We start from the raw sequence: 23951 nt of genomic DNA, 5'->3' as shown, positions 1-23951 counted from the left end.
GCGCACTTCCTTATATCATGAATCTGTTTTCGCGCGTCTGAACCACAATTTCCCACCCTCGTCTACCCATGTAGTCTTTTAAAAGGCGATAATATGCGGTTACTCGCTTGTTTAATTCGTCGTGAGCTGGATCAGTTCCGTAGTCTTCAACAACTAGATTTAAAGTTCTTCTCACTACTTCCATAGAGAGGCCCCTCCCGTGCGACCGCCAGAGTTTTGTATTGTTGAGCTTGTCAGCTATCTCCTTGGCACGCTTGATTTTCATTTTCTGACTCACTGGTAGATTCCGAGAGGACGTCCTTGACCAGTTTTTGAATTTATATTGCACCAGCCATTTTTTGAGAAGGTCGACGCCATGCTCACGTGCTTGCTCAAGCCAATGAAGGCGAGCTGGATCGAATTTGTCTAAAAGAAATGCCAGTTCTGCGGCAGATAGATTACCCTTTTGCGACTTATCAACAAGCTCTTTAAACTTCTCGATATAACCCATCCCCGGGACAAGTTCACCCGTAGAGTTAGGCACTTGTGGGTCTATCGGGCCGAGAATAGAGTAGTAATCCATCAAAATACGATCGCCTGACATGACCAGAATTGTCCCAGCTGACATCGCGAAGTTTGGTATCAAGAATGATACTTCTCCCTTATAGTGATGCCGAAAAACGTCGGCTACTCGCTCTGTTGTTTCTATTGAGCCGCCGTCTGTTTCGAGGATAACTAGCAAGTTGTCCCGCTTGTTTGGCACTTCGTCCATCAAGCGCCGGATCATGTCATCGATTGGCTGTGCGATGGGGTGTATGCAAGTGATTACATCCGCGTTGAATATCTCTTCAATTCTTTTGAGTCTTTCGACGATCTCGACATCGATGTACCGGTTCGTTGCCATGACATCGCTAGATGCAGGTTCAATGTCGGCCAACTCGTTCCCCCCAAACAAACTGATTCCTTTAAAAGTGATAATGACAAAGGTTTTTAGATTTGGAAGGTGGAAAAGAAAAAGCCGCCCAAAGGCGGCTTTGTTTTTGGATAATTCCGTTACTTAAACAGACTGTTTTTTCGGGAGTAGACAATATTTTTAGAGGTTTTCAGCATCGCCGCGCGAGCTGAAGATAGTTCCTCCAAATTAGCACGCTCCTGCTTATTGACTGTACCGGACACAACCTTGGCAATAATTTGCTCACGTCGTCTGTCGATAACAGACTCTTCAGATGATCTTCTAATTATGCTGCTCATCTTCAACACCCCAGAACCGTCTCGTTATTGAGCTATTTCTTTTCTTTGGCTTGTAGCACCCGAAAGTGCAACAATCATGGCGGCCATTTCGGCAAGTGCCCGAACTGCCTCACTGTTTTGAACCCCGATATTATCCACGTCAATGAAATGATTTGCTCTATCATTAGTAGCCGTAGCAATACCCCAAGGCTTTCTCTCGTCGCCGATATAGATGGGACAAGCAACTACCGACCTGTACATGCTTGAATCATTTGGTTTCGCTTTAGGCCCACCGGCGCCGTAGATCTGAGAGACTGTGGGGTCAGTTAAGTCTCCAACTATGATTTCCTCACCGGTTGATAGCGAAATTCCGCTGAAACCGACGCCTTCTGGCCAAACTCTAGCTTCTTTCACATCGCACTCAATAGCTCGTATGTGAGCTACGACCCGTAACTCTCTTGAGCCGGTTTCAGAAACATGAGATTTGTAAATACATACAGTCCATCTATCGCTCGTTTCAAATTCCATCGACGCCGCGAGCTGACGTTTATTGATATTCAGAAGCTCCTGTAGGAGCGTATTCTCCTCTTTTTTGCCCGCAAGTGCCATGCCCTCATACATATTGCGCGCATTACCCATTGCGACGTAGAGCTCAGAAAACTTGTTAATCTGATGATGGAGGGATGCTATGTTCTGTTCATATCCGACCAAGATGCTCTCGGACTCGATGGCGTGCGAGAGAGCTTGATTCGCGTCTGACAGCATCGACGCTGCATCGCGCTCAGCGAAAAGTAGGTAGGTTCCGATCACCGCCACGAGCACAGCTGCTATTGCGCCAAGGAATTGAGGGCGGGAAATTGTAGCGACATCACTTGGCCAAAACTGCATTACGGCGCTTAAGGCGCCGAATAGAATGATCGAGCATTTTGCAAAGGTGATACTGCGACCGATCGTCTTCGCAAATCCAGAAATATGATCGTTTATTTTCTGCCAGTGAGTGATAGTTCTATTGTCGCTCATCTTTTTCTTTTCAGAATTGTTTCAAGGAAGCCGACCTGCAGCACAATTTTGCCCCCAATCATAAAACGATTCTTTAATTTCACAATTTTAAATCGATGGCGGTCTGATTAACTCGACAATCTGCAATAATTCACTTCAGTGAACGTCACGATATTATCCCCTATAATCGACTAAATTTAGTGTCGTCCTAAGGCAGATCTATTCGAATACTATTCAAGAAAGCCTGGCGCCGCGCCATCTCTGCCCCGTCACCATAAGTCGGCCGGCCGAATTCATGCCCCATCAAGTCCGCCTGCATGCGGTCGGAAGCGCCGGCGTTTTCTATCCGATCCTGAAACGTATGCCGGAATGAATAGACGGTGTGCTTTGCCGTCGGCCGCAAGCCAGCATTCATCAAAAACTTGTTGATGTTTGCTGACGCTGTGTCGGCTTTGTCCTGGTAGAGCGGAAAGCCTGACGGATGGCGCTTCATCGCATCGAGCGCAATGCCCACGAGGGGAATGCGTCGTATCGAATAATCAGTCTTATTTCTGCGATCTTCGCGCTCCGCGACCTCAACGTGCGGGATCTCGTCGTCCAGGTGAATATCTTGAGGTCGTAGATTACAAACCTCCCCCAGCCGCATCCCTGTCTCAATCATCGTGTGGATGATCGCATTGCCTTCAGCGTTGAGGCCGTCGAGTGCCCCTGGTGCGAGGATCTTTTCTTTGATCCATGCAACAGGGAAGGGCGGCCGCTTGTCGAGTTTGGTCGCGTTCGTTTCTTTGATCCGGATTTTCTCCCACGCCTTATGAAACTGCGTGTGAAGTCCGTCGTCGATGACGGCCAACATGCCGGCGATATCCGTAAAACTTCGGTTGGCGCTGTAGGCCTTCAGTTTTTCATCTTTGATCTTGCGCACCCACCAGTCGCGAAATCTAATTGTGTCGGCACGATCGATGCTGTGCAGCTCGCGGTCGCCAATCAGATCTTTGAAATATCGAATGGCACGCTCACGCGAGATCTTGTGCTTTCGCATCTGGTTGGGGGACATCCCCGTCAGGCCGGCTTCATTGTGCTGAAGGTAAAGCTTCCAGATGTCACTCACGCGGGGCTTGGGTTCGCTCGCTGTCCCGAGTGCCGCATCCACGATCGTCGACGACGTATCGAAATGTTGCTCCGCTACACTCAGCCGTCGCTCGAGCTCGACCAGGTCAAGCTGTGCGGCTTGTGGTGCCGGACGGTATGTGAAGCCAATGCTCTGAGCAGCTTTCACCGCAGCTTGGTACTCCTCGATCGCGCCGACTGCGTTCTTTCCATCAAGTAGCGCACGCCAGTAATCCTCGGATGCCCGATGCAGTGTCTCCGCTCTGTCGAGCGCTTCTTTATGATTCTTGGTCTTCAGGCTCTTCTTTACATGCACCCTTTTGTCGAGGTGAGCGACTTCGGTCGGCACGCGTCGATAATAGCGATAGATGCCGGTTGCGGGATCTTTCACCACGTACCGTGAGAGGTCTTCTGATTTCATGATGTCTCGCCTGCTGTAGGCGGGAATGTACCCAAAATGTAGCAAGAAACACAAGAGAGGGAGTGTTCCGGCACGGTAGGGAAGCTGGTGGAGGGTATTTAAGTGATTGTTTTAGATGTATTTTATTTGCAGCGTACCACTTACCCATATTGGTAAAAGTGGCTCCCCGGGCCGGATTCGAACCGGCGACCTGTCGATTAACAGTCGAATGCTCTACCGCTGAGCTACCAGGGAACGTGCGCTGCTTGGCGCGGTGTGAGCGGGGTAATACAAACGCTTTGGCGATTTGCCAAGCGGTTTTTTCAAAAAAAATGAAATCATCTTGTTTTATCCACCGAAGACCCCACGTTTCCGGGCATGTTAGCAATAAAAAAGTTTTTGGCGGATGTTCCTGAAAGGGGTTTAGCGCGATGACTTTCGGTCTTCACCCCCAAACGGGGCGTCTTCATGTGGGAAAATGGAGCATGCCGATGCCTCGCTCGCGAGTCGGGCGCATCGTTATTGGCGTTTTGCTCATTATTTGTGGTTTGTTGGGCTTCCTGCCCGTGCTGGGATTCTGGATGGTCCCGCTGGGGCTTCTCGTCCTTTCGCAGGATCTGCCCTTTGTGCGCCGTCAGCGCCGAAGATTGACTGTCTGGTGGGCACGTCGCCGGCGCGCCCGTGAAGCGCGCCGGGAAGGCATTACGCGCCCGTGAGGGAGTTGGTAATGCCCTGGCCTGCCCAGAACGCGGCATAGCCCAATATGGCGAAGTAAATGGTCGTCAGAATGAGGAACAAATAGCCGCCTAGCACAGTCGCGCCATCGCGCTGGATCATTCCTGCCGAGAAGAGCAAAATGGCGACGCCGGGCAGGGTGTTCGAAAACGGCACGAAGCCGAGCGGCATCATCAGCAATATTCCGGCAGACATAATGGCAAGGCCATTGACGCGCGCCATGACCGCGCCAGTGGTGAAGGCGGGCAGGCGAGGGCGCATGTAGCGGTCCAGCTTGGAAACGATCCCAACCCCCTTCTGAAGGGCAGGGCGAAGCCGTTCGGTTTCCATCTGCTTGTCAAGAATGCGTTTTGGCAGCCATGGCATCCGGTTCAGCGTGATCGCCAGGCTGATCATCACAATTGCCGCACCAAAAACCGTACTGACGCCCGGAATTGATACCGGAATCAGAAATGGCAGAGAAGCGATGGCACACATCAGGAGCAAACCCTGCTCGCCAATGGCCTCCATTAGCTCCCGCAAGGTAATCGTTGCGCCTTTCAGATTGTCGATCAGTTTTTGGAGAACCGCGCTCAGGCTCTCCGATGTGTCTGCGAATGTCGTTTTGCTCGTCATACTCTATCCCGAAACATGTTTGATGCGGGATAGATAACACTCGTAAAACGACGTGCCTATGGCAAACCCATGTAAGCTAGAACTCTTGATGTGCCTGAGCCATCACAACTGCGTCTGACGTCAGTGAGACACCCAGGAACTGTAGGCGCCCGCCGCGAGAACCAGAAACAGAATGCCAATGATAAACGGATTGAGTGAAGTAACGAAGCCAACATAGTCCATACCCATTTCCTCCTCCATTTGTCCCATGACAAATATAATGGAATCTATCAAAATTTACTAGTATAAATTGATTTATAGTTGCAGCGCACCATAAGGTTACGCAATGGCCGCAGTTCTGGGGTGATTGGAATGTTGCGATGCAAGAAAAACCATTCCGCCGCCGCAATATTGCCTCGCATGAAGCATTTTAAACCTTAAGCTGGATGGGCCAGTAGGTGAGGTGCGGAATGCTGAGAGAACTTTATGCGCGGACAATGGCGCTGGCTGCCCGCAAGACGGCCATATGGTGGCTGGCCCTTATTGCGTTCGTAGAAAGCTCTGTCTTTCTCGTGCCAGCCGACATCCTTTTCATTCCCATGGTCTTGGCCAAGCCGAGGCGCGCCATGGTCTATGCACTGGTGGCCACCGTCGCTTCCGTTCTGGGTGGCATCGGCGGGTGGTATCTGGGGCACTATGCGTTCGAAAGCATCGCCAGACCTGTGCTGGAATTTTATGGCAAGCTGGACAGCTTTGAGCATTTGAAGGCCTCCGTCGATGACCAGACAATCCTGCTGCTGCTTGTGACGTCTGGTCTTGCTCATCTGCCGCCAATCAAGGTGGTTACGATTCTCTCCGGTGCCGCAAATATCAATCTCGGCCTGTTCATCGCGGCAGCTGTCGTTACCCGCGCAGCACGCTTTTTCATTCTCGCAGGCTTGCTGCAACGATATGGCGAACCCATCCGCCATTTCATCGAAAAACGCCTGGGAATCATGACAGCCGTCGCCGCCGGTGTGTTGATTGCCATCTACGCGACTTATGTCCTCGTGCGGTGACATTGTCGGGCTGAGCTGGATTATCGCTCCCGCCCGGTCATCGCATTCAGCTTAGTGTCAGCATTCAACGCCAAGTTTCCGACAAAGAAACGGGAATGATGATGATGCGTAGTTTGGTATTTCGCGGTGTTTCGGTTCTTGTTGCCCTGTCATGCGCCTTTCTGCTGTACATTGGGGCGCTCCAGCTTTCCGGAAACTTCCATGAGGTTATTCCCGGGCAGCTCTATCGCTCCAGCCAGCTTTCGCAGGACCAGCTTGCGAGCTATGTGAAGGCCAATGGCATCAAGACCATTATCAATCTGCGCGGCCAGAATGATGGATCCGAGTGGTATCGCAGTGAAGTAGCAACGGCGGAGCAACTTGGGGTTCGGCATGTGGATTTCGGAATGTCTGCCCGAAAGGAACTGACGCCGGGGCGGGTGGTGCAACTCATCCAGATCATGCGCGACGCGCCGAAGCCGATCCTCATTCACTGCAAATCCGGAGCCGATCGTACGGGGCTGGCGTCAGCGATTTACGTCAATCGCGTTGCAGGGCTGGACGAAGACACCGCAGAGCATCAACTCTCGATCCGCTTCGGCCACCTCGGCATTCCCTATTTTTCATCAGCCTATGCCATGGACCGCAGCTGGGAAGTCATCGAAACTATGAAACCCGCACCTATCATCGCAAATGCGATGGAGCAGGTCATCTGATCGGCCATCGTGTGAATCGATAACACGGACTTATGCAAGATGGCGCTTGCATTTCGATTCTCTGGATTTTGGGAAAGCCGAGGCACGGGGGATGCCTCTAAGATAATGGTCGGAGCGGCGGGATTCGAACCCACGACCCCTTGACCCCCAGTCAAGTGCGCTACCGGGCTGCGCTACGCTCCGACACAGGAAAGGCGTTTATATAGATGGCTCTTCATGCGCAAGGGGAAAATTGCTGTGCTCAAAAAAACACCTGTAGAAACCAATGAGAAAATGCTCAGGATGCCGTGCGAATCCGCATTGAGCTATTATTCGGGCAGGGTGAATATTTATTAGACAAATAGACTGCCGCGATCTTGCCATAATTCTTTGACTGTGGTTCTCTCTGCTTGCCCTGACTGGAGGGGTAAAAGGTTGAGACCCGTCATTTGCTGGGTGGGACAGCGACGGGTCTCCCGATTTTCTTTTTAAATATTGCTGATGGCCCGAGGCCAGGTCAGGTAGTAGAATTTGCTGCCAACGGCGCCAAAATAGGCACTTTCGCCAGACATCACATCCACATAGCCTCCGTCTGAGTCCTTAACGTAACCAACGCCATCTTCGCGCTTGACGTGCTGCTTCAGAAACAGGCTCCAGCCAGCAGGCGTGATTTGATCTCGTTTGAGGTGCTCGGGTTTTTCGCCTTCGACATCCCAAGCCGTTACGACGATGCCCTCAACGGGGTCGCACACCTTCAATGTCCCGGCCGTGAGAGCCGCAGCCATAGCCTTGCCCTGAGCGGCGCTAGCGGCATCACGTGAGGTGTCTACAATCCAAGTCTTGAGGCTCGCCATGAAAACGTCGCTGGCGATATCGTCATCCGATCTGGTGGAACTGGCTCTGATCTCGACCCGAGCTTTGGCTGGCGCAGTGGCATCCAGCAAGAGTTTTTCAGAGTCTGTCGTGGAGGAGGGGTGCTCCAGGCCAATTTCGATCTGTGCTTCGTGCTGCGCGATGACTTCTAATGCAAGTTGCGTAGAAGAAAGTTTCAGGTGAGTTCCAAGAGCCGAAACCATTGCTGGCATTTTCCTGTTTCAGGCCGACGCATTCATCTGCGCTCTGGCCACCGCTTCCCATAAGCGAGCATTTACGTGGGCTCTTCTCATGAAAAGACCGGCTTCGTCGTTTAAAAAACTGACACAAACCGGTCTAAATTCGTCAACATGCGCGAAACTGGAGTCAATCAGTTTTCTTGTACGGAGACGCCGCCGGGCCCAATGTTCATCTCGATGCCCTTTGGTTTTGTCTCTTCATTCCAGGCGTAAATTCCGAGGCCTACAACGGCGATGATCAGCGCGCCAATGATGAGGTAAAGATTGTTAGTTCTTGTCATGTGTTTTTCCTGTGCACAAATTTGCCACGAGCAAACGTCTGAAATGACAAGAGGTTCCATTCAGATCAGTAGGCGTTTTCGGATTTGATCAGACGGATCGGCGTCAGCACCAAGATCTTAAGGTCAAGCCACAACGACCAGTTCTCGATGTAGTAAAGGTCATGGGCTGTGCGGTTCTTGATCTTGTCGCCGTGGTCGATTTCGCCGCGCCAGCCATTGATTTGCGCCCATCCCGTCACGCCCGGCTTGACCTTGTGGCGCGCAAAATAGTGCTCGACAACTTCGGTGTATTTCAGGTCGCCAGTTTGCGCATGTACGGCGTGTGGGCGTGGTCCAACCAGAGACAGATCGCCCGCAAGAACGTTGAACATTTGTGGCAGCTCGTCCATCGACGACTTGCGCAGAAATCTGCCGACCGGTGTTACGCGAGGATCGTTCTTCGTGACGGCCTTCTTGGCCGTCGGATCGCTCATTTCCGTATACATCGACCGAAACTTCCAGACATTGATTGTCTCGTTGTTGAAGCCATGCCGTTTCTGCTTGAACAGAACGGGACCTTTGGATGTCGTTTTTACCGCGATTGCAGCGCCCAGCATCAAAGGCCACAGCAGGGAGATGCAGATGAGACTGAAAACAATGTCAAAGACCCGCTTGGCAACCGCGTCCCAGTCGCGAAGCGGCTTGTCCATGACATCAAGCATCGGCACACTGCCAATGTGTGAATAGGAACGAGGGCGGAAACGCAGCTTGTTGGCATGCGCGGCTATGCGAATATCGACCGGCAAAACCCAAAGCTGGCGAATGAGCTCAAGTATGCGCCCTTCGGCACTCATGGGGATCGAAATGATCAGCATGTCGAGCTTCGTCAGGCGGGCGAATTCGACGAGCTCGGCAAAGGTGCCTAGCTTGGGATAGCCAGCGACAACATCTGGCGACCGCGCGCTTTTACGGTCATCAAAGATACCGCAGATGCGAATGTCATTATCGTGCTGTTCGAGCGAGCGGATGAGGTCTTTTGCCGCCTGGCCGCCGCCAACGATGACAGCGCGCCGTTCCATGACGCCATTTCGGCCCCAGTGGCGCATCATCAACCCGACGATGATCCGCTCAATCAGTAGAAAGGCGGCGCTCGTGCCGTACCAGACCAATAGTGTCTGCCAGCTGTAATCCTCCGCCGGCAATGTTGCGATTATCACCAGAGCTGTCAGCAAAAATGAAGCGAGGAGGGCAATTTGAACGCGCGGCATCGTGCCGATGGAGCGTCGCAGCATGGGTAGCTGGTAGCTATCCGCAATTTGTAGCAGAATGGTGCAGCACAGACTGTTCCAAATGCAAATGGAAACGAGCGCTATCTGCAATCCGAATGTCGCTGGAGCATCGAATGCGGTGATAAAGATTCCCAGAGCCGTCAGAATAGCAAAATCGAACAGCCGCAGCTGACCGATGACGATATTGGGGGAATGGCTCACTGCACGAAGCTGGTTTGCAACCTGGAGAGCAACGGGATTGAGCTGAACCTGCTGGCGTTCCTGTGCCGGCGCTTCCTGGCTGTTTCTAGTCAGCTTTTTGCGCAAAGCATCCAGATCAATCGGGGTGTTCTCGCCTCCTAAATCGCTCATTTCATCATTCCGCATTCTCGACTGGAGAAGAGAGTAAAAATAACTTCCTAAAAAATGCTTAGAAACACACTTTATTTTGTATGCCTAAATCAATCTCAGATGTCTAAATAGCCGCTTAATAGTCTCGATCACTATTTTTTATTGCGAATGAACAGCTTAGCCGTCCATCCGCAAATATAGGGCGCGGGATACGCAATACCTGTTTACCCGCAACTGTGGGCCATTTGGAAACGACGAGCTTGGCGTGCTGGTTCCTGGCTACAAACTTGGTCTCAATTCCTCTTGAGGTAGAGCGCCTGTACCGTGGGATGGAGGGGACGGCTCAAAAGAATCGTTCGCGAACGTAGATGGTGTCTCCGGCGATGACTGGTCCAGATATGATGATTCTACCGGTCATGACATTGGCATTGATTTTGCGGGTTATATCGACGTCACTCTGGTTCGCCCTGGAGGTGAAGCCGCCCGCCACGGCGATGGCATTCTGCGCTGTCATGCCGGGTACATAGGAATATTGGCCCGGCCTGCCGACTTCACCCATGACGAATACCGGGCGGTAGCGGTCGATCTCGATCGTCACGTCAGGATTTTTCAGGAAACCCTGCTGCAGCTTCTGCGCAATTCCGGACTCAAGCTGCGAGACGGTTTTGCCGCGAGCAGAAACCTGACCCACGAGAGGAAACGCTACGTAACCTGCTTGGTCAATTGTGTAGGTATTCGTAAGCCCGGCCTGATCGAAAACGTTGACACGAAGGCGGTCGCCACTGTCAAGACGATAGGGAGCGAGCGCCGCCTCGTTAAAGGCGCGCGGTGCCGGCTTGTAAGCCGAGCAGCCGGCGAGAGTTGCTACCACAGCAACGATCAACGCCGATATCAAGGGTGGGGCAGCGAATGTCATCCGCAATCATGCTCCGAAGGAAATGTCATGACGCAGTTATCGGGGCGTTATGGTTAACACCCAGTAAACAAAAGAATTTCCTTCGCGATTTTGTCTTGTTTCATAGTCGTGAAGTGTTCCTTTAACGCTTGTGTTACCGGATGCAACTAGAGTTACCGATGATCCGAATTGAAACACTGCGCTCAAAAAACCGAGAATGAATGTGAACGAAAATGCCCCTCACGCAGGTGAGTTTGATGACGCTCCGCAGAGACGTCGCAACCTCTCGGTCAACGACGTAGCCGATTTTCTTTCCATGCGGGGTGCAAAGCCGATTGTTGCCCTGCTTTCACCCAGTGGTGATGATGGCTCTACCGCAAGCGTAATGCTGGCGAGATCCATTTCCGAGCTCGGTCAATCCGTCGTGCTGGTCGATATGACGGCGTCCGGCTGCCCAACGAAGCTCATGTCTCAGGAGCCGGATCTCTCGGGGATTTCAGATCTCTTGTTCGGAGATACTGCATTCGGCGAAGCCATCCATCATGACCGCCTTTCAAACGCACATATAGTGCCGCAGGGTGTCGCTCAGCCGCGTAGCGCCATAAGGCTCATCGAGCGGTTGACGATGATCCTGAATGCGCTCTCGGATAGCTACGACACCGTGTTGCTGGAGTTCGGTGCCGCTGACATTGCAGGCGTCGCGACCTTGCTGAAATACATTGATGCTGAAGTCATCCTGTCCCTTCCGGGATCGGACGCTTCCGCAAAAGCAGAGATACAGCTCGAACTGCAATCACACGGCTATGCCGATGTCATGGTCATCGGTGGAATTCAGTCCGCTGATCTCGCAGCAGAGTGAGAGTTACTTTTGTGGCTTAGGCCCAGCCATCCAGCGGATGATGAACATCGCTGGCACAATCCAGAGCAGGCCTGTTGCCATGAAATAGCTTAGATGCACCCACCAGGGTTGGGTGGATAGGGCGGCTGTTGCGAAGCTTGTTGCGACCACCGCATAGGCGATTACCAGACAGATGATGATGATGGTGCCGATAAATGACCTGAGTCGCTGGGGCATGCCGTCTTCCGTTCGCGTTAATGTCTAAGGTTTCTTATACAGGCGCGACCCAATGCCGCAAAGCTTATTGCCGTGAAGCAGGGGGCTGAGGGCTTGTTTTGCACGGTGTGTTGTTGCAAACCACCTTAAAGACTTGTGGAGTGTGAATACATGCGGGCAAACACGGTGGCCACATCAGAAATTCCTGTCGAGCAGCGGCACGCGGACGCTTTGAACAAGCAGGCGAAAGACCGTCATCTTTTGCGCATCTGGCTGCGTGTGGTGCTGTTTACGCTTTTCTGTCTGGTGCTGGTCGGTGGCGCAACGCGGTTAACCGAGTCAGGTCTTTCCATCACCGAATGGAAGCCAATCCACGGTGCCATTCCGCCGCTTTCCGTGGCTGAATGGGAAGAGGAATTCCAGCTTTACAAGCGTATTCCCCAGTATCAGGAAATCAACAAGGGCATGTCGCTGGACGAGTTCAAGACCATCTTCTGGTGGGAATGGGCGCACCGGCTATTGGCCCGGGCAATCGGGCTGATCTTTGGGCTGCCGCTGGCTTATTTCTGGCTTACCGGGCGCATTGAAAAGCGTTTGAAAATGCCTCTGCTTGGTCTGCTCGCTCTGGGTGGCTTTCAGGGCTTCATCGGCTGGTGGATGGTTTCGTCCGGTCTGGTCAACCGGACTGACGTCTCACAGTACCGGTTGGCAACGCATTTGACGATTGCCTGCCTGATTTTCGCAGGCTGTATGTGGATCTTGCGCGGTCTTTCACTCCATTCCGCAGATGCCAACCATCAGCGACAGGGCAGGAGGTTCGCTGCGTTTCTAGCCTTCTTCTGTCTGTTCCAGATTTACCTTGGCGCCCTTGTCGCAGGCTTGAACGCCGGGCTTTCATACAACACATGGCCGCTGATGGATGGCGCGCTGATTCCTGGTGATCTCTTCTTGCAACAGCCTTGGTGGATCAATCTGTTTGAAAATCCCAAGACCGTGCAGTTCGTGCATCGTCTCGGCGCCTACGGTCTTCTGGCGGCAACGCTGTGGCATATGATTTCACTGCTGCGCGCGAACCCCAACACACCCCATGCCCGTCGTTCCGTGCTATTCTCCGTCTTGATCTGTCTTCAGGCGGCGCTTGGCATCACGACATTGTTGATGCACGTCAACATTCACGTGGCTCTTGCCCATCAGGGCATGGCGCTGCTGGTCCTCTCTTTCGCAATTGCCCATTGGCGCGGTTTCGTGGGTGAATATCCTGCCGACGCACAGGCTGTGGCAAAAGGCTGATTTCCGTCGTTGTGTTTCTTGGCCATCGTTGACTGAATGGCCGGTATGCGCTCAGTGTGATTATACGGAAAAGGCGGTGGAGATGCTCCACCGCCTTTCCAATTTTAGGACTATGGCATTTCAAGCCAAGGCGTCGATCACGGCGACAGCATCAGCTCCATATTCTGGACCGCTGCGCCGGATGCGCCTTTGCCAAGATTATCAAGAACCGCGACGAGGTTGATGTGTTCTGAGCTTCCAAACACAAAAAGCTTCATCGTGTCCTGATTGACGAGTTCTTCGGCATCGATCCGCGTGATCGACTTGCTGTCTTCAAGCGGCACGACCTTAACGATGTTCTGACCGGCATAGTGGGCAGTGAGGGCAGCGTGAATGCTCTCCACGCTCGTGCTTTCTTGCAGGTCGCTCAAAAACAGGGGCACCTGAACGATCATACCCTGCGCAAAGCGGCCGACGGAGGGCGAGAACAGCGGAGAGCGATCCAACTGGCCGTGAATTCTCATCTCGGGCACATGCTTGTGCTTGAGTGTCAGGCCGTAGAGAAAATTGTTGGCGGCGATAGCGTCATCGCGGCTCTGGTCTTCCATCTGCGCAATCATCTGCTTGCCGCCGCCAGTGTAACCCGACACGGCGTTGACGCTTAAGGGATAGCCATCCGGCAAAATGCCAGCAGCACGAAGCGGGCGGATAAGGCCAATGGCACCCGTTGGGTAGCAGCCGGGGTTCGAAACGAAACGCGCGGACCGCACTTTTTCGGCCTGCGTTCCATCCATCTCGGCAAAGCCATAGGTCCATTCGGGATCAACCCGGTATGCCGTCGACGTATCGATGATGCGGACCTTTTTGTTGCCCGATACCATCTGCACGGCTTCCCTGGAGGCGTCGTCCGGCAGGCAGAGAATCGAGATGTCTGCATTATTCAGCATATCCTCTCGCATCGCCGCATTCCGGCGTTCTGCTTCCGGAATGGACAGCAGTTCGATATCGCGGCGATCGGCGAGGCGTGTGCGAATCTGCAAGCCTGTCGTGCCATGTTCGCCATCGATGAAGATTTTCGCTGTCATGTCCTTATCCTGAACTTTCAATAGGTTACAATTGTAGGCGGATTCAATGTGCCAAGCATTTGACTCAATCTGTCAACTCGCTTTCACCAGCTGTGAGGCGCGCGCCTAAGCATATACATGGCTCAAGTTGCCCCGGCAATGAGCTTGGGGAATGACGATTTGTCTGCTCATCCCGATTGACGGAGTTTGATGCTCAATTCGCACTTTCAAAACCGCTGCGGCCTTTACGCGGCATTCAACCCATTGTAGATGGTTTCTTCAAAGGTTGTATTTTGAATTGCTATTGGTTGTATTTTTGGTTTTTATTGATGAATTATCGCTCCGATATTGACGGACTGCGTGCAATCGCTGTCCTTGCTGTTATTTTTTCGCACGCGAACATCGCCCATTTTGGCGGAGGCTTCATCGGGGTCGATGTGTTCTTCGTGCTGAGCGGTTATCTGATCACCAGCATCATTCTCGAAGACTATCGCCGAAGCGATTTTTCACTCGCTCGATTTTATCAGCGTCGCGTAAAGCGCATCCTGCCGGCATTGTTTTTTGTGCTGGCCTGTTCTGCCGCCGTGGCGTGGTTCTTGCTGCTGCCCGGAGCTTACGAAGCTTTTTCAAAGAGCCTGATGCTGTCGGCGCTCTCTGTATCGAATTTTTATTTTCTCAAAAAAACGGACTATTTTGCAGCCGATGCGGCAGAGGTGCCGCTTCTGCACACTTGGGGCCTTGGAGTTGAGGAGCAGTTTTACCTTCTCTTCCCATTGCTCTTTGCCTTCAGGCTGAAGACGCGGACTATTTTCATCACAGTAGCAGTGCTGGCGGCCACGAGCCTTATTGCAAGCGAGATAGGATCCTGGTGGTTCCCTTCCGCGACCTATTACCTGTTGCCGACGCGAGCGTGGGAAATTCTGGCTGGTTCTCTCTGTACATTTTACCTGACGGACAGAGAGCGTCGGCCAAATGGTCTTCTGGCAGCGCTCGGGCTGATACTCATTGCCTTCGCGATCTTCCTGTTTGAGTCCTCCACCCGCATTCCATCTCTTGCCGCCTTGCTACCGGTTGGTGGAACCGTCCTTGTTATCCTGTTTTCCCATCAAGCAGGGGTGGTGGGACGAATGCTATCCTTGGCGCCGCTCGTGTGGATCGGCCGCATAAGTTTCAGCGCATATCTCTGGCATCAACCCGTTTTCGCATTTGCGAGGATCGGGAGCTTGGAGCCGCCAACCCAATTGATTATGTTCGGCCTGATCGTCCTCGTGCTCCTCCTTGCAGCCGTTAGCTGGCGCTTTGTCGAGCAGCCGTTTCGGCACGCTCAGGCCAGCGGCCGCAGAATTGCAATGTCGTTGGCTCTCAGCCTCTCGGTGGCGGTCGGTTTTGGCAGTTGGGGTGCGCAGGAGGGTTTGCCGTTCCGAGTGGATCCCAAGGTTGCCAACTTCATGGACACGGCCATCTGGAGCGACGCGTGCCTGTTCCAGTCCAAGGATGGCCTTCCATCACTCCCCGATAAGAAATGCTCTTTCGATACAGGCGTAGCGCACAAGACCTATGCGATCTGGGGTGACTCGATTTCCGCTGCAATCTCACCGGCTCTGCTAAAAGAGTTGAAGAAACGCAATGTCGGACTGATCCAGCTGACGCATGGCTATTGCGCTCCCATCGCTGATGTCTGGACTTCCCGAGTCGACCAAGCCGTCAATTGCACTGAGTTCAATCGGCGCGCTCTGGATTATCTCCTGGCGAGCGAGGTTGAAGTGGTCGTTCTTGCGGCATCATGGGTCAATTTCTTCAACGCATCCCACATGTCGGTAGATGGTGTGGAATTGGAGGGCGCGGAGATTACAGTTCCTGTCTTGGCAGATAGGCTGAAGCTGACTGTTGAGAAACTCGAGCGAGCCGGAAAGCGTGTTGTCCTTGTGTATCCAACGCCGCGTTTCAACAAACCAGTGCCGGAACTGATGGCGGCAATGATGATCAAGGGCGATAGCACGCCGGATTTTGCCTATCCGGTTGCGCGTTTCAAGGAGGACACGGCGCGTGCTTATGCCATTCTGAATGGTGGCGCAGATCACAAGATTGAAAAGGTACTTCCGGAAACCATTTTCTGCGGACCTGCTGGCTCCGAGCAGTGTTATCTCGGACGTGATAGCGTACCCTTCATAGCCGATAAGAGCCACTACACGCAAAAGGGCGCTGAATTGGTTGTCGATGGCATCATGGACCAGCTTGAGAACGAGCCAAACGCCAAGGAGGCTGCGGCTCTCCGTCCGTGAGTCGCTGGCTCTCGTTTTGAATGCCTGACCGAACGAACTGATCCAAATAAAAAAGGCGGAGCCGAAGCCCCGCCTTTCCAGATGTCGTAGTCCGATAAGCGATTAACGCTTGGAGAACTGGAACGAACGGCGAGCCTTGGCCTTACCGTACTTCTTACGTTCAACAACACGGCTGTCGCGGGTCAGGAAGCCACCCTTCTTCAGAACCGAGCGCAGGGCTGGTTCGAAGTAGGTGAGAGCCTTGGAAACGCCGTGACGAACAGCACCGGCCTGGCCGGAAAGACCGCCACCGGCAACAGTTGCGATGATGTCGAACTGGCCAGCGCGTGCTGCTGCAACGAGTGGCTGCTGCAGGATCATCTGCAGGACGGGACGTGCGAAATACGCAGAGTAGTCACGGCCGTTGATGATGATCTTGCCAGAGCCAGCCTTGATCCATACGCGGGCTACGGCGTTCTTGCGCTTGCCGGTCGCGTAGGAGCGGCCGAGTGTGTCAACCTTGCGAACATGCACGGGAGCAGAAGCTTCCGATGCAGGGGCGAGGTCTTTCAGGGAGGAAAGATCGGCCATTATCAGGCGCTCCTTACGTTCTTGCTGTTCAGCGTTGCCACGTCGAGAACGGCTGGCTGCTGTGCTTCATGCGGGTGGTTGGAACCGGCGTAAACGCGGAGGTTCTTCATCTGGCGACGGCCAAGAGGACCACGTGGAATCATACGCTCGATAGCCTTTTCGAGAACGCGCTCCGGGAAGCGGCCTTCGATGATCTGGCGAACCGTACGTTCCTTGATGCCACCTGGGTAACCAGTGTGCCAGTAATACTTCTTGTCGGAATACTTCTTGCCGGTGAAGACAACCTTTTCCGCATTGATGATGATGACATTGTCGCCATCATCGACGTGCGGTGTGTAGGTTGCTTTGTGCTTGCCGCGCAGGCGGGTTGCAACAACGGTGGCGAGGCGACCAACAACGAGGCCTTCGGCGTCGATGATGATCCACTTCTTCTCCACCTCGGCAGGCTTCTGAACGAAAGTAGACATTCTTTTAACTTTCTCTAGGACCTGTCACGCTCCAATGGAGCACGCAGGCGTTTCTTGTTGCTTGAGGCTGTTCATAGTTTCACAGCCGAAAAGACCGCATTTCCGAGGAAATCCTGTCTGGCGCGCTTATAGGCGCTCGCTAAAATCTCGTCAACGGTATAGTTTTTGACGTCTGTCGAAAATGACAAGTAGAATCAGTAGGTTATTGATGTGGTTTTATAATACCACAAGAAATATCGCTGAAATCAGCCTAATCGCATGGTCAGAACGCCCAAAGCGATGACGCCGCCTGCCACATACCGCCATAAGCTGGCCTTTTCGTTGAGGATGACGACGGAGATGACGATGGCGAAAAGAATGGATGTTTCGCGCAGCGCTGCCACCACCGCGACGGGTGCCTTCGTCATCGCCCAGAGCGCCAGACCGTATGAGAGAATGGAGCCCGCGCCTCCCGCTAGACCACGCCACCAGTGCCGTCTCACATGTGTGGCAACGGGTTGCCAGCCGCGCTGGTAGAAGGCCCAGGAAAACAGCATCATCGGCGGCAGAAGTGACATCCACAATGTGTAGGAGAGCGGGCTGGTGGAAAGCCGTGCGCCGACACCATCCACGAAGGTGTAGCCCGCAATCACAACGGAATTGGCGAGCGCCAGTAAAATAGGCCGCCTGCCACCACTGCGTGCTTCCAGCGCCAGAGTGAGTATGCCTGAGGAGATGATGGCGATGCCTGCAATGGCGGCTGCGCTCAGTGTTTCACCCAGAAAAAGGTTGCTGCTGGCGGCTACGATGAGAGGGGCCACGCCGCGCATGATGGGGTAGACGAGGCCGATATCGCCAACCGTGTAAGCAGCGGCAACCAGCCTGAAATAGGTGAATTGCAAAACAGCTGACAGCACCAGAAAGGGCAGGGCCGCAGAGCCGGGCATCGGCACGAAAGGAAGGAAGGGAATAGAGCAGGCGGCGGCACCGGCGGCTATCAGACTCGCATCCAGTGCCTTGTCTGCACCGGATTTGACGAGGGCGTTCCAGCCCGCATGCAACAGCGCACCCAACAATACCAACAGCAAGACATCAAGGGACAAGGTGCGACTCACATTTGTTTGAACATCGCCAGCTTATGCGCTCCCGCCCGAAGTTACACCGGTGCGTAAGCCAACCATTGCGGATTGTTTGGAACGTTGGCCCCAACACCATGTTTACCGTCAGCCATTGATAGCAACAGCCATTCAGCCCAGTTTTATGACCCGCTGGAGCAGACTGGTGCTATAACTCACCCGCAGAACTGGAGGACGTGATGAACCACGATAGCTACGAAGACGATCACATCAGGCGCATTCTGAAAGATGTCAAAACCATTGCTCTTCTGGGCGCATCGCCCAATCCGGCAAGGCCGAGCCACGGCGTCATGAATTTTCTGCTGAGCAAGGGTTACACCGTTTTTCCGGTCAATCCCGGCCAGGAAGGCAAGGAAATTCTGGGCCAGCACGTCTACACGAAACTGGCTGACATTCCTGAAGCCATCGATATGGTGGATGTTTTCCGCGCGGCGGAATTCCTGCCCGCTGTCGTGGAAGAGGTCATTCTCCTGTCGCCGAGGCCAAAGGTCATCTGGGGGCAACTGTCGGTTCGCCATGACGATGCGGCTGCTAAGGCTGAGGCCTACGGTATAGAAGTCGTTATGGACCGATGCCCCGCAATTGAGTATCCGCGTCTCAATATTGCAGCATAGTTAGCACAACTCGCACTTATCATTCGCCTTGAGAGCGTTATTATCCCTCTGCTCTCAAGGCAGGCAAAACAATAATTGGAGGGACACATGTCAGCAAACAATCCCGGTTTCTCGACTTTGGCAATTCACGCCGGAGCGGAACCCGACCCCACCACCGGCGCGCGCGCCACGCCGATCTACCAGACCACGGCCTATGAATTTCGTGACTCCGACCACGCGGCGGCGCTGTTCGGGCTGAAGGAATTCGGCAATATCTACACCCGCATCATGAACCCGACTCAGGCCGTTCTGGAAGAGCGCGTCGCGGCGCTTGAAGGCGGCACGGCAGCATTGGCCGTGGCATCGGGCCACGCAGCGCAATTGCTGGTCTTCCACACGCTGTTGCAGTCGGGCGATAACTTTGTGGCTGCCCGACAGCTCTATGGCGGTTCGATCAACCAGTTCGGCCACTCTTTCAAGAACTTTGGTTGGGAAGTCCGCTGGGCAGACGCTGCCGATCCGGCCAGTTTCGAAAGCCAGATCGATGAGCGCACGAAGGCCATCTTCATTGAAAGCCTCGCCAATCCCGGCGGCACATTCGTTGATATCGCCGCGATTGCTGACGTCGCGCACAAGCACGGCCTGCCGCTGATCGTGGATAATACGATGGCAAGCCCTTATTTGCTGAGACCCATCGAGCACGGGGCCGATATCGTCGTGCACTCGCTGACGAAGTTCTTAGGTGGCCACGGCAATTCCATGGGTGGCGTCATCGTGGATGGTGGTACGTTTGATTGGTCTGCCAGCGATAAATTCCCCGCATTGTCCAAGCCGCGCCCGGAATATTCCGGTGTGGTGCTGCACCAGACATTCGGCAATTTCGCCTTCGCCATAGCAACCCGCGTTCTTGGTCTGCGCGACCTTGGCCCATCGATAGCGCCCTTCAACGCCTTCCTCATTCTGACGGGTATCGAGACGCTGGCCCTGCGTGTCCAGCGCCATTCAGACAATGCGCTTGAGGTTGCCAAGTGGCTCAAGGCCCATCCGAAAGTGGGTTGGGTCAACTATGCGGGTCTGGAAGACAGCCCTAACCATGCGCTTCAGCAGCGCTACTCGCCAAAGGGCGCCGGTTCTGTCTTTACATTCGGCGTCAAGGGCGGCTACGAGGCTGGCAAGGCCATCGTGGAAGGCCTGCAACTGTTCTCGCATGTTGCCAATATAGGGGATACGCGCTCTCTCGTTATCCACCCGGCATCCACAACCCATGCGCAGTTGACACCGGAGCAGCAGACTGCGGCAGGCGCCGGGCCGGATGTAGTCCGTCTGTCCGTCGGCATCGAAGACGTCAAGGATATCATCGCAGACCTGGAACAGGCACTCGCCAAGGTTTGATCAGATCAGGAAAGGTTGCCCATGACCCATAGTCTCAACTTCAAGTCAGAGGGCGACCTTGCCGCCGTTCAGCCGGAAGAGGGTGCACCCGCACCCGGCCGGCTGATCTCGGGCGACCCGAAGTTCACCACATGGAACATCGAGGAAGCCTCCGGTGGGATCTACGCCGGAATATGGCAGTCCACGCCCGGCAAATGGCGCGTCGAATATGACGAATGGGAATATTTCAGCATTCTGGAAGGATATTCGATCCTGACAGAAGACAGTGCCGAGCCTATCCACTTGCGCGCGGGTGATCGCCTCATCTTAAGACCCGGCTTTAAAGGAAGCTGGGAAGTGATTGAAACGACTCGCAAGGACTATGTCATCCGGCTGTGAGGCAACGCAGTCGCCGCGCTAGCTCCAAACCAGATCAAGCCGCTCAAGGCCGTGGAAATGATACACGTCCTTCACCTGCGGCTTTTGCGCAATGCGCAGACCCGGTAGACGCTTGAAGAGGAGCGGCAGAACGATGTTGAGTTCCAGCCTTGCCAGAGGCGCGCCGATACAGAAGTGAATGCCCGCACCGAAGGATAGGTTTGGAGCCTCGCTCCGATCGGGCTTGAAAGTGAGTGGATCGGTGAATTTCTTCGGGTCGAGATTTGCTGCTGCCAGAATGAGGCTGACCTTGTCACCACGGTTAAACGTGATGCCATCGATATCTACGGTCTCTAGCGCCCAACGTTGAAAGATGTGAACCGGCGCGCCAATGCGCAGCGTTTCTTCCACCGTCCTGTCGGTTGACTTCTCATCCTGAAACAGCACAGCGGGGTCGCTTCCACTCTCCAAGATGACGCGGACCGAATTGCCGATTTGGTGCACCGTCGCCTCATGCCCAGCATTCAAAAGCACAATCGTCGTGGAGATCAGTTCCTCGTCGGTGAGATACTGCCCCTTGTGTTCGGTGTGGATCATGTGGCTGAGCAGGTCGTCCTTCGGCTCTGCCCGGCGTTGCGCAATCACGGTTCTCACATAATCCGCAAATTCCTTCGCGGCGATGTCGGCGGCCAGCTCATCCTCACGGGTACGCTTGAACATGTACATGCCGACATAGGCATGCGACCATTTCAGCAGTTGCGGTCCCATATCTTCAGGAATCCCGATCATGCGGGCAATCATCGTCACCGGAATGATATCAGCAAATGAAGACAGCAATTCCGTCTTTCTATCAGCCTCGAACGCGTCGATCAAACCATTGGCGAGTGCTTCGATCTCTGGCGTCATCTTCTCAACATGTCGAGACACGAAGGCGCGGTTCACCAGCGTTCTTAACCGCGTATGTTCCGGCGGTTCGATTTCAAGAAGCGAATGCCGCTCCGCCGCATCGAAGTGGGTGACATGGTCCTGTGGCGGCGCGAGGCCCAATTCCTCGCGGGTGGCAACGTGCAGGATCTGCCGCCCGAAGCGCCTGTCCCGCAGCAATGCGTTCACATGATCATAACCCGTGAAAAACCACTGCTTCTGCTCTTCCCAATAGAAGGTGGGACATTGGGCGTGCAAAGCCTCATAGACCGAATTGGGGTCGCCATAGAATGCGGGGTTGCGAGCGTCGAGCGAAACCGAACGTTTGTTAGTGTCGATGTGAAGGAAATCAGGCAAGGTTTTCATGCCTGATCCTTAACTGAAAGCCATGCCGCGAGAAAGTGATTCTATTCGCCCACAGCCACCCCTTCGCGGCGCGGATCGGCGCTGCCGACAAGTCCCTGGCCGGTGATTTCGATAGCGTGCAGGCCGGAGTTCATCTCTCCCGGTTTAATCTGATAACCCAATGCTTTAAGAGGTTCTGCTAATGTTTCCGCACTTGTTCCTGCTTCGATATCGTAGGTGCCGAAGCGGTTGATGAGGTGCGGTTGCGCCACGATCTTTTCCACCGGCATGCCCCAGTCGATATAGGCAACCAGCGCCTGCGCAACATAGCCGATAATCTGGCTGCCTCCGGGTGAACCGATGGCGAGCAACGGCTTGCCGTCCTTCATCACGATTGTGGGTGCCATGGAGGAGCGCGGTCGCTTGCCCGGCTCGACGCGGTTGGCAACTGGCACACCATTGTCTTGGGTCTTGAAGGAGAAATCCGTCAGCTCGTTGTTCAGCAGAAAGCCATTGGTCATCAGGCGTGAACCAAAGCCGCTTTCGATGGTGGTCGTCATGGAGACGACATTGCCTTGTTTATCCACAATGACGAAGTGGCTGGTAGAGGGCATTTCGAGCGTCGGCCCGCGCCCGAACAATGAGGCGTGGTCCCATTGCGGTTCCCCGGCTTTGACAGCATCTGCGCCGAGCGCCTTGTCGCCATCTAACAACGAGGCGCGTGTGGCCAGATACTCCTTGGCAAGTAAGCCCTTGGTGGGTAGCGGCAGGAAATCGGGATCTGCGACATAGCGTTCACGGTCCGCAAAGGCGAGGCGCTGCGCATCGCCAATCAGCCGCCAGCTTTCCACATTATCTGCCCCAAGCGACTTGAGATCGAAATTTTCAAGCATGCCCAGCATCTGCCCCACAGCCACGGCACCAGAGGAGGGCGGACCCATGCCGCAAACATCCAGCGCACGGTAGTTCGCGCAGACCGGCTCGCGCTCCTTGATGCGATAATTTGCAAGATCAGTCAGCGATAGAACGCCCGGATTGCCGGTCGCCTCCCGCACGGTCTTGACGATAGCCTCCGCAATCGGTCCGCTGTAAAAAGCGTCAGCACCTCCAGATGCAATGGCACTAAGGGTCGTGGCATAGGCTGGGTTTTTCAGAACGGTGCCTGCCTTTAGCGGCGCGGCAGAGGCATCATAGAAATAGCTGCGGGGCGCATCGTATTTTTTCAGCCTTTCGCCTTCCGATGCAATCAGAGAAGCAAGGCGCGGCGAGACCTGAAAGCCCTCGGTGGCCAGCGTTTCGGCTGGCTTCAACACATCGGCCCATGGTGTCTTTCCATATTTGTGGTGAACATCCGCCAACAGCCGCACCGTGCCCGGCGTGGCGACAGACCGCCCGCCGATGACGGCATCCATGAATTTCAGCGGTTGGCCTGCATCGTCGAGAAACAGCTTCGGCGTCGCCTCCATCGGCGCTGTTTCGCGCCCGTCGAAGGTCGTCAGCTTTTTGGCCGTAGCATCGTAATAAACGAGGAAGGCACCGCCGCCCAGGCCAGAGCTTTGTGGCTCCACAAGTCCGAGAACCGTCTGAACCGCCACCATGGCATCGATGGCATTGCCGCCATCAGCAATGATCTTCCGCCCAGCCTCGGCAGCCAGCGGGTTGGCCGCGGCCACCATGAAATTCTTTACCTCGACACGACTTGCCGCTTTTGTGCCCGTTGCCCGTTCCGGGGCGAGATTGTCAGATGCCTGCTGCGCCTGGACTGAGCCAGCTGTCAGGGCGGCTAAAAGCGAGACGCCGGTGAAAAACCTGATGGGCATGGCAGAACCTCCGTTGCTACGCCCAAGATTGGGTCGC

General features: G+C 54.2%; 25 protein-coding genes and 2 tRNA genes. 9 read left to right on the top strand and 18 right to left on the bottom strand.

Annotated elements, in window-relative coordinates; all coding sequences use genetic code 11:
• Nucleotides 1–10: 10 nt before the first annotated feature.
• The 5 genes from RQI55_RS22170 to RQI55_RS22150 form a co-directional block, all read right to left on the bottom strand.
• Nucleotides 11–916: an SDH family Clp fold serine proteinase gene (locus RQI55_RS22170; protein ID WP_311273564.1), complete on the bottom strand. Its 906-nt coding sequence runs from the start codon at nucleotides 914–916 to the stop codon at nucleotides 11–13.
• Between the two features lie 116 nt (nucleotides 917–1032).
• The gene (locus RQI55_RS22165; RefSeq protein ID WP_311273565.1) at nucleotides 1033–1230 is read right to left on the bottom strand and encodes a hypothetical protein; all 198 of its coding nucleotides are present in this window, start codon (nucleotides 1228–1230) and stop codon (nucleotides 1033–1035) included.
• 24 nt (nucleotides 1231–1254) lie between these two features.
• A complete protein-coding gene (locus tag RQI55_RS22160) occupies nucleotides 1255–2229 on the bottom strand; it encodes a hypothetical protein (RefSeq protein ID WP_311273566.1) in 975 nt (324 codons plus the stop codon).
• A 187-nt stretch (nucleotides 2230–2416) separates the two neighbouring features.
• Complete coding sequence (locus tag RQI55_RS22155; protein WP_311273567.1) at nucleotides 2417–3736, bottom strand: DUF6538 domain-containing protein; 1320 nt, start codon at nucleotides 3734–3736, stop codon at nucleotides 2417–2419.
• A gap of 159 nt (nucleotides 3737–3895) precedes the next feature.
• Nucleotides 3896–3970 (bottom strand) — tRNA-Asn (locus RQI55_RS22150).
• Between the two features lie 176 nt (nucleotides 3971–4146).
• On the opposite strand from RQI55_RS22150, the gene RQI55_RS22145 reads away from it, so the two are divergent.
• The gene (locus RQI55_RS22145; protein WP_243256207.1) at nucleotides 4147–4431 is read left to right on the top strand and encodes a hypothetical protein; all 285 of its coding nucleotides are present in this window, start codon (nucleotides 4147–4149) and stop codon (nucleotides 4429–4431) included.
• Here RQI55_RS22145 and RQI55_RS22140 read toward each other — a convergent pair.
• Nucleotides 4418–5065, bottom strand: coding sequence for an exopolysaccharide biosynthesis protein (locus RQI55_RS22140; protein ID WP_042618498.1), 648 nt, complete (start codon nucleotides 5063–5065; stop codon nucleotides 4418–4420). The genes RQI55_RS22145 and RQI55_RS22140 overlap by 14 nt on opposite strands.
• A gap of 449 nt (nucleotides 5066–5514) precedes the next feature.
• Here RQI55_RS22140 and RQI55_RS22135 point away from each other — a divergent pair, with 449 nt between their 5' ends.
• Together RQI55_RS22135 and RQI55_RS22130 are read left to right on the top strand one after the other, a co-directional pair.
• Complete coding sequence (locus RQI55_RS22135) at nucleotides 5515–6102, top strand: YqaA family protein (protein WP_243256206.1); 588 nt, start codon at nucleotides 5515–5517, stop codon at nucleotides 6100–6102.
• Nucleotides 6103–6206: 104 nt separating this feature from the next.
• A complete protein-coding gene (locus tag RQI55_RS22130) occupies nucleotides 6207–6797 on the top strand; it encodes a dual specificity protein phosphatase family protein (RefSeq protein ID WP_243256205.1) in 591 nt (196 codons plus the stop codon).
• A 106-nt stretch (nucleotides 6798–6903) separates the two neighbouring features.
• On the opposite strand, the gene RQI55_RS22125 is transcribed toward RQI55_RS22130, so the two are convergent.
• The 5 genes from RQI55_RS22125 to RQI55_RS22105 all read right to left on the bottom strand — a co-directional run bounded on the left by RQI55_RS22125 (nucleotide 6904) and on the right by RQI55_RS22105 (nucleotide 10683).
• Nucleotides 6904–6980: transfer RNA gene (locus RQI55_RS22125), tRNA-Pro, on the bottom strand.
• Between the two features lie 284 nt (nucleotides 6981–7264).
• A complete protein-coding gene (locus tag RQI55_RS22120; protein WP_243256204.1) occupies nucleotides 7265–7852 on the bottom strand; it encodes a hypothetical protein in 588 nt (195 codons plus the stop codon).
• 167 nt (nucleotides 7853–8019) lie between these two features.
• Nucleotides 8020–8169 carry a hypothetical protein gene (locus RQI55_RS22115; RefSeq protein ID WP_192066607.1) on the bottom strand — a complete coding sequence of 50 codons (150 nt, stop codon included), beginning with the start codon at nucleotides 8167–8169 and terminating at the stop codon, nucleotides 8020–8022.
• A gap of 65 nt (nucleotides 8170–8234) precedes the next feature.
• Nucleotides 8235–9788: an undecaprenyl-phosphate glucose phosphotransferase gene (locus RQI55_RS22110; RefSeq protein WP_243256203.1), complete on the bottom strand. Its 1554-nt coding sequence runs from the start codon at nucleotides 9786–9788 to the stop codon at nucleotides 8235–8237.
• Nucleotides 9789–10110: 322 nt separating this feature from the next.
• On the bottom strand, nucleotides 10111–10683 hold the full coding sequence (locus tag RQI55_RS22105; RefSeq protein ID WP_042618494.1) for a polysaccharide biosynthesis/export family protein: 573 nt from the start codon (nucleotides 10681–10683) through the stop codon (nucleotides 10111–10113).
• Between the two features lie 196 nt (nucleotides 10684–10879).
• Here RQI55_RS22105 and RQI55_RS22100 point away from each other — a divergent pair, with 196 nt between their 5' ends.
• The gene (locus RQI55_RS22100; protein WP_243256202.1) at nucleotides 10880–11521 is read left to right on the top strand and encodes a tyrosine-protein kinase family protein; all 642 of its coding nucleotides are present in this window, start codon (nucleotides 10880–10882) and stop codon (nucleotides 11519–11521) included.
• A 3-nt stretch (nucleotides 11522–11524) separates the two neighbouring features.
• On the opposite strand, the gene RQI55_RS22095 is transcribed toward RQI55_RS22100, so the two are convergent.
• Complete coding sequence (locus RQI55_RS22095) at nucleotides 11525–11737, bottom strand: DUF2842 domain-containing protein (RefSeq protein ID WP_042618492.1); 213 nt, start codon at nucleotides 11735–11737, stop codon at nucleotides 11525–11527.
• A gap of 150 nt (nucleotides 11738–11887) precedes the next feature.
• Between RQI55_RS22095 and RQI55_RS22090 the strand changes: the two genes are divergently transcribed.
• On the top strand, nucleotides 11888–13006 hold the full coding sequence (locus tag RQI55_RS22090; RefSeq protein ID WP_243256201.1) for a COX15/CtaA family protein: 1119 nt from the start codon (nucleotides 11888–11890) through the stop codon (nucleotides 13004–13006).
• Nucleotides 13007–13143: 137 nt separating this feature from the next.
• On the opposite strand, the gene argC is transcribed toward RQI55_RS22090, so the two are convergent.
• Nucleotides 13144–14070: an N-acetyl-gamma-glutamyl-phosphate reductase gene (argC, locus tag RQI55_RS22085; RefSeq protein ID WP_311273568.1), complete on the bottom strand. Its 927-nt coding sequence runs from the start codon at nucleotides 14068–14070 to the stop codon at nucleotides 13144–13146.
• 308 nt (nucleotides 14071–14378) lie between these two features.
• On the opposite strand from argC, the gene RQI55_RS22080 reads away from it, so the two are divergent.
• On the top strand, nucleotides 14379–16331 hold the full coding sequence (locus RQI55_RS22080; protein WP_243256199.1) for an acyltransferase family protein: 1953 nt from the start codon (nucleotides 14379–14381) through the stop codon (nucleotides 16329–16331).
• A 102-nt stretch (nucleotides 16332–16433) separates the two neighbouring features.
• Here the strand turns inward: RQI55_RS22080 and rpsI are convergent, their stop codons facing one another.
• The 3 genes from rpsI to RQI55_RS22065 form a co-directional block, all read right to left on the bottom strand.
• Nucleotides 16434–16901, bottom strand: coding sequence for a 30S ribosomal protein S9 (gene rpsI / locus RQI55_RS22075; protein WP_192066595.1), 468 nt, complete (start codon nucleotides 16899–16901; stop codon nucleotides 16434–16436).
• A gap of 2 nt (nucleotides 16902–16903) precedes the next feature.
• Nucleotides 16904–17368 (bottom strand): 50S ribosomal protein L13, encoded by a 465-nt coding sequence (gene rplM, locus RQI55_RS22070; RefSeq protein ID WP_192066593.1) that lies wholly within the window; start codon nucleotides 17366–17368, stop codon nucleotides 16904–16906.
• Between the two features lie 245 nt (nucleotides 17369–17613).
• Nucleotides 17614–18450 (bottom strand): EamA family transporter, encoded by an 837-nt coding sequence (locus tag RQI55_RS22065; RefSeq protein WP_243256198.1) that lies wholly within the window; start codon nucleotides 18448–18450, stop codon nucleotides 17614–17616.
• 212 nt (nucleotides 18451–18662) lie between these two features.
• Between RQI55_RS22065 and RQI55_RS22060 the strand changes: the two genes are divergently transcribed.
• The 3 genes from RQI55_RS22060 (at nucleotide 18663) to RQI55_RS22050 (ending at nucleotide 20846) form a co-directional block, all read left to right on the top strand.
• Nucleotides 18663–19097 carry a CoA-binding protein gene (locus RQI55_RS22060; protein ID WP_243256197.1) on the top strand — a complete coding sequence of 145 codons (435 nt, stop codon included), beginning with the start codon at nucleotides 18663–18665 and terminating at the stop codon, nucleotides 19095–19097.
• Between the two features lie 87 nt (nucleotides 19098–19184).
• Entirely contained in the window at nucleotides 19185–20468 is a 1284-nt protein-coding gene (locus RQI55_RS22055; protein WP_243256196.1) for an O-acetylhomoserine aminocarboxypropyltransferase, read from the top strand.
• A gap of 21 nt (nucleotides 20469–20489) precedes the next feature.
• Nucleotides 20490–20846, top strand: a complete 357-nt coding sequence (locus tag RQI55_RS22050; RefSeq protein ID WP_243256195.1) for a cupin domain-containing protein — start codon at nucleotides 20490–20492, stop codon at nucleotides 20844–20846.
• Between the two features lie 18 nt (nucleotides 20847–20864).
• Here the strand turns inward: RQI55_RS22050 and RQI55_RS22045 are convergent, their stop codons facing one another.
• Nucleotides 20865–22115, bottom strand: a complete 1251-nt coding sequence (locus tag RQI55_RS22045) for a cytochrome P450 (RefSeq protein ID WP_243256194.1) — start codon at nucleotides 22113–22115, stop codon at nucleotides 20865–20867.
• Between the two features lie 41 nt (nucleotides 22116–22156).
• Nucleotides 22157–23914 carry a gamma-glutamyltransferase gene (ggt, locus tag RQI55_RS22040; protein WP_243256193.1) on the bottom strand — a complete coding sequence of 586 codons (1758 nt, stop codon included), beginning with the start codon at nucleotides 23912–23914 and terminating at the stop codon, nucleotides 22157–22159.
• Between the last annotated feature and the right edge of the window lie 37 nt (nucleotides 23915–23951).

The sequence above is a fragment of the Rhizobium sp. WCS2018Hpa-16 genome (assembly GCF_031843705.1).
In the GTDB taxonomy this organism is placed as follows: Bacteria; Pseudomonadota; Alphaproteobacteria; order Rhizobiales; family Rhizobiaceae; genus Agrobacterium; species Agrobacterium tumefaciens_C.
This window is presented reverse-complemented; position numbering and strand designations above follow the sequence as displayed.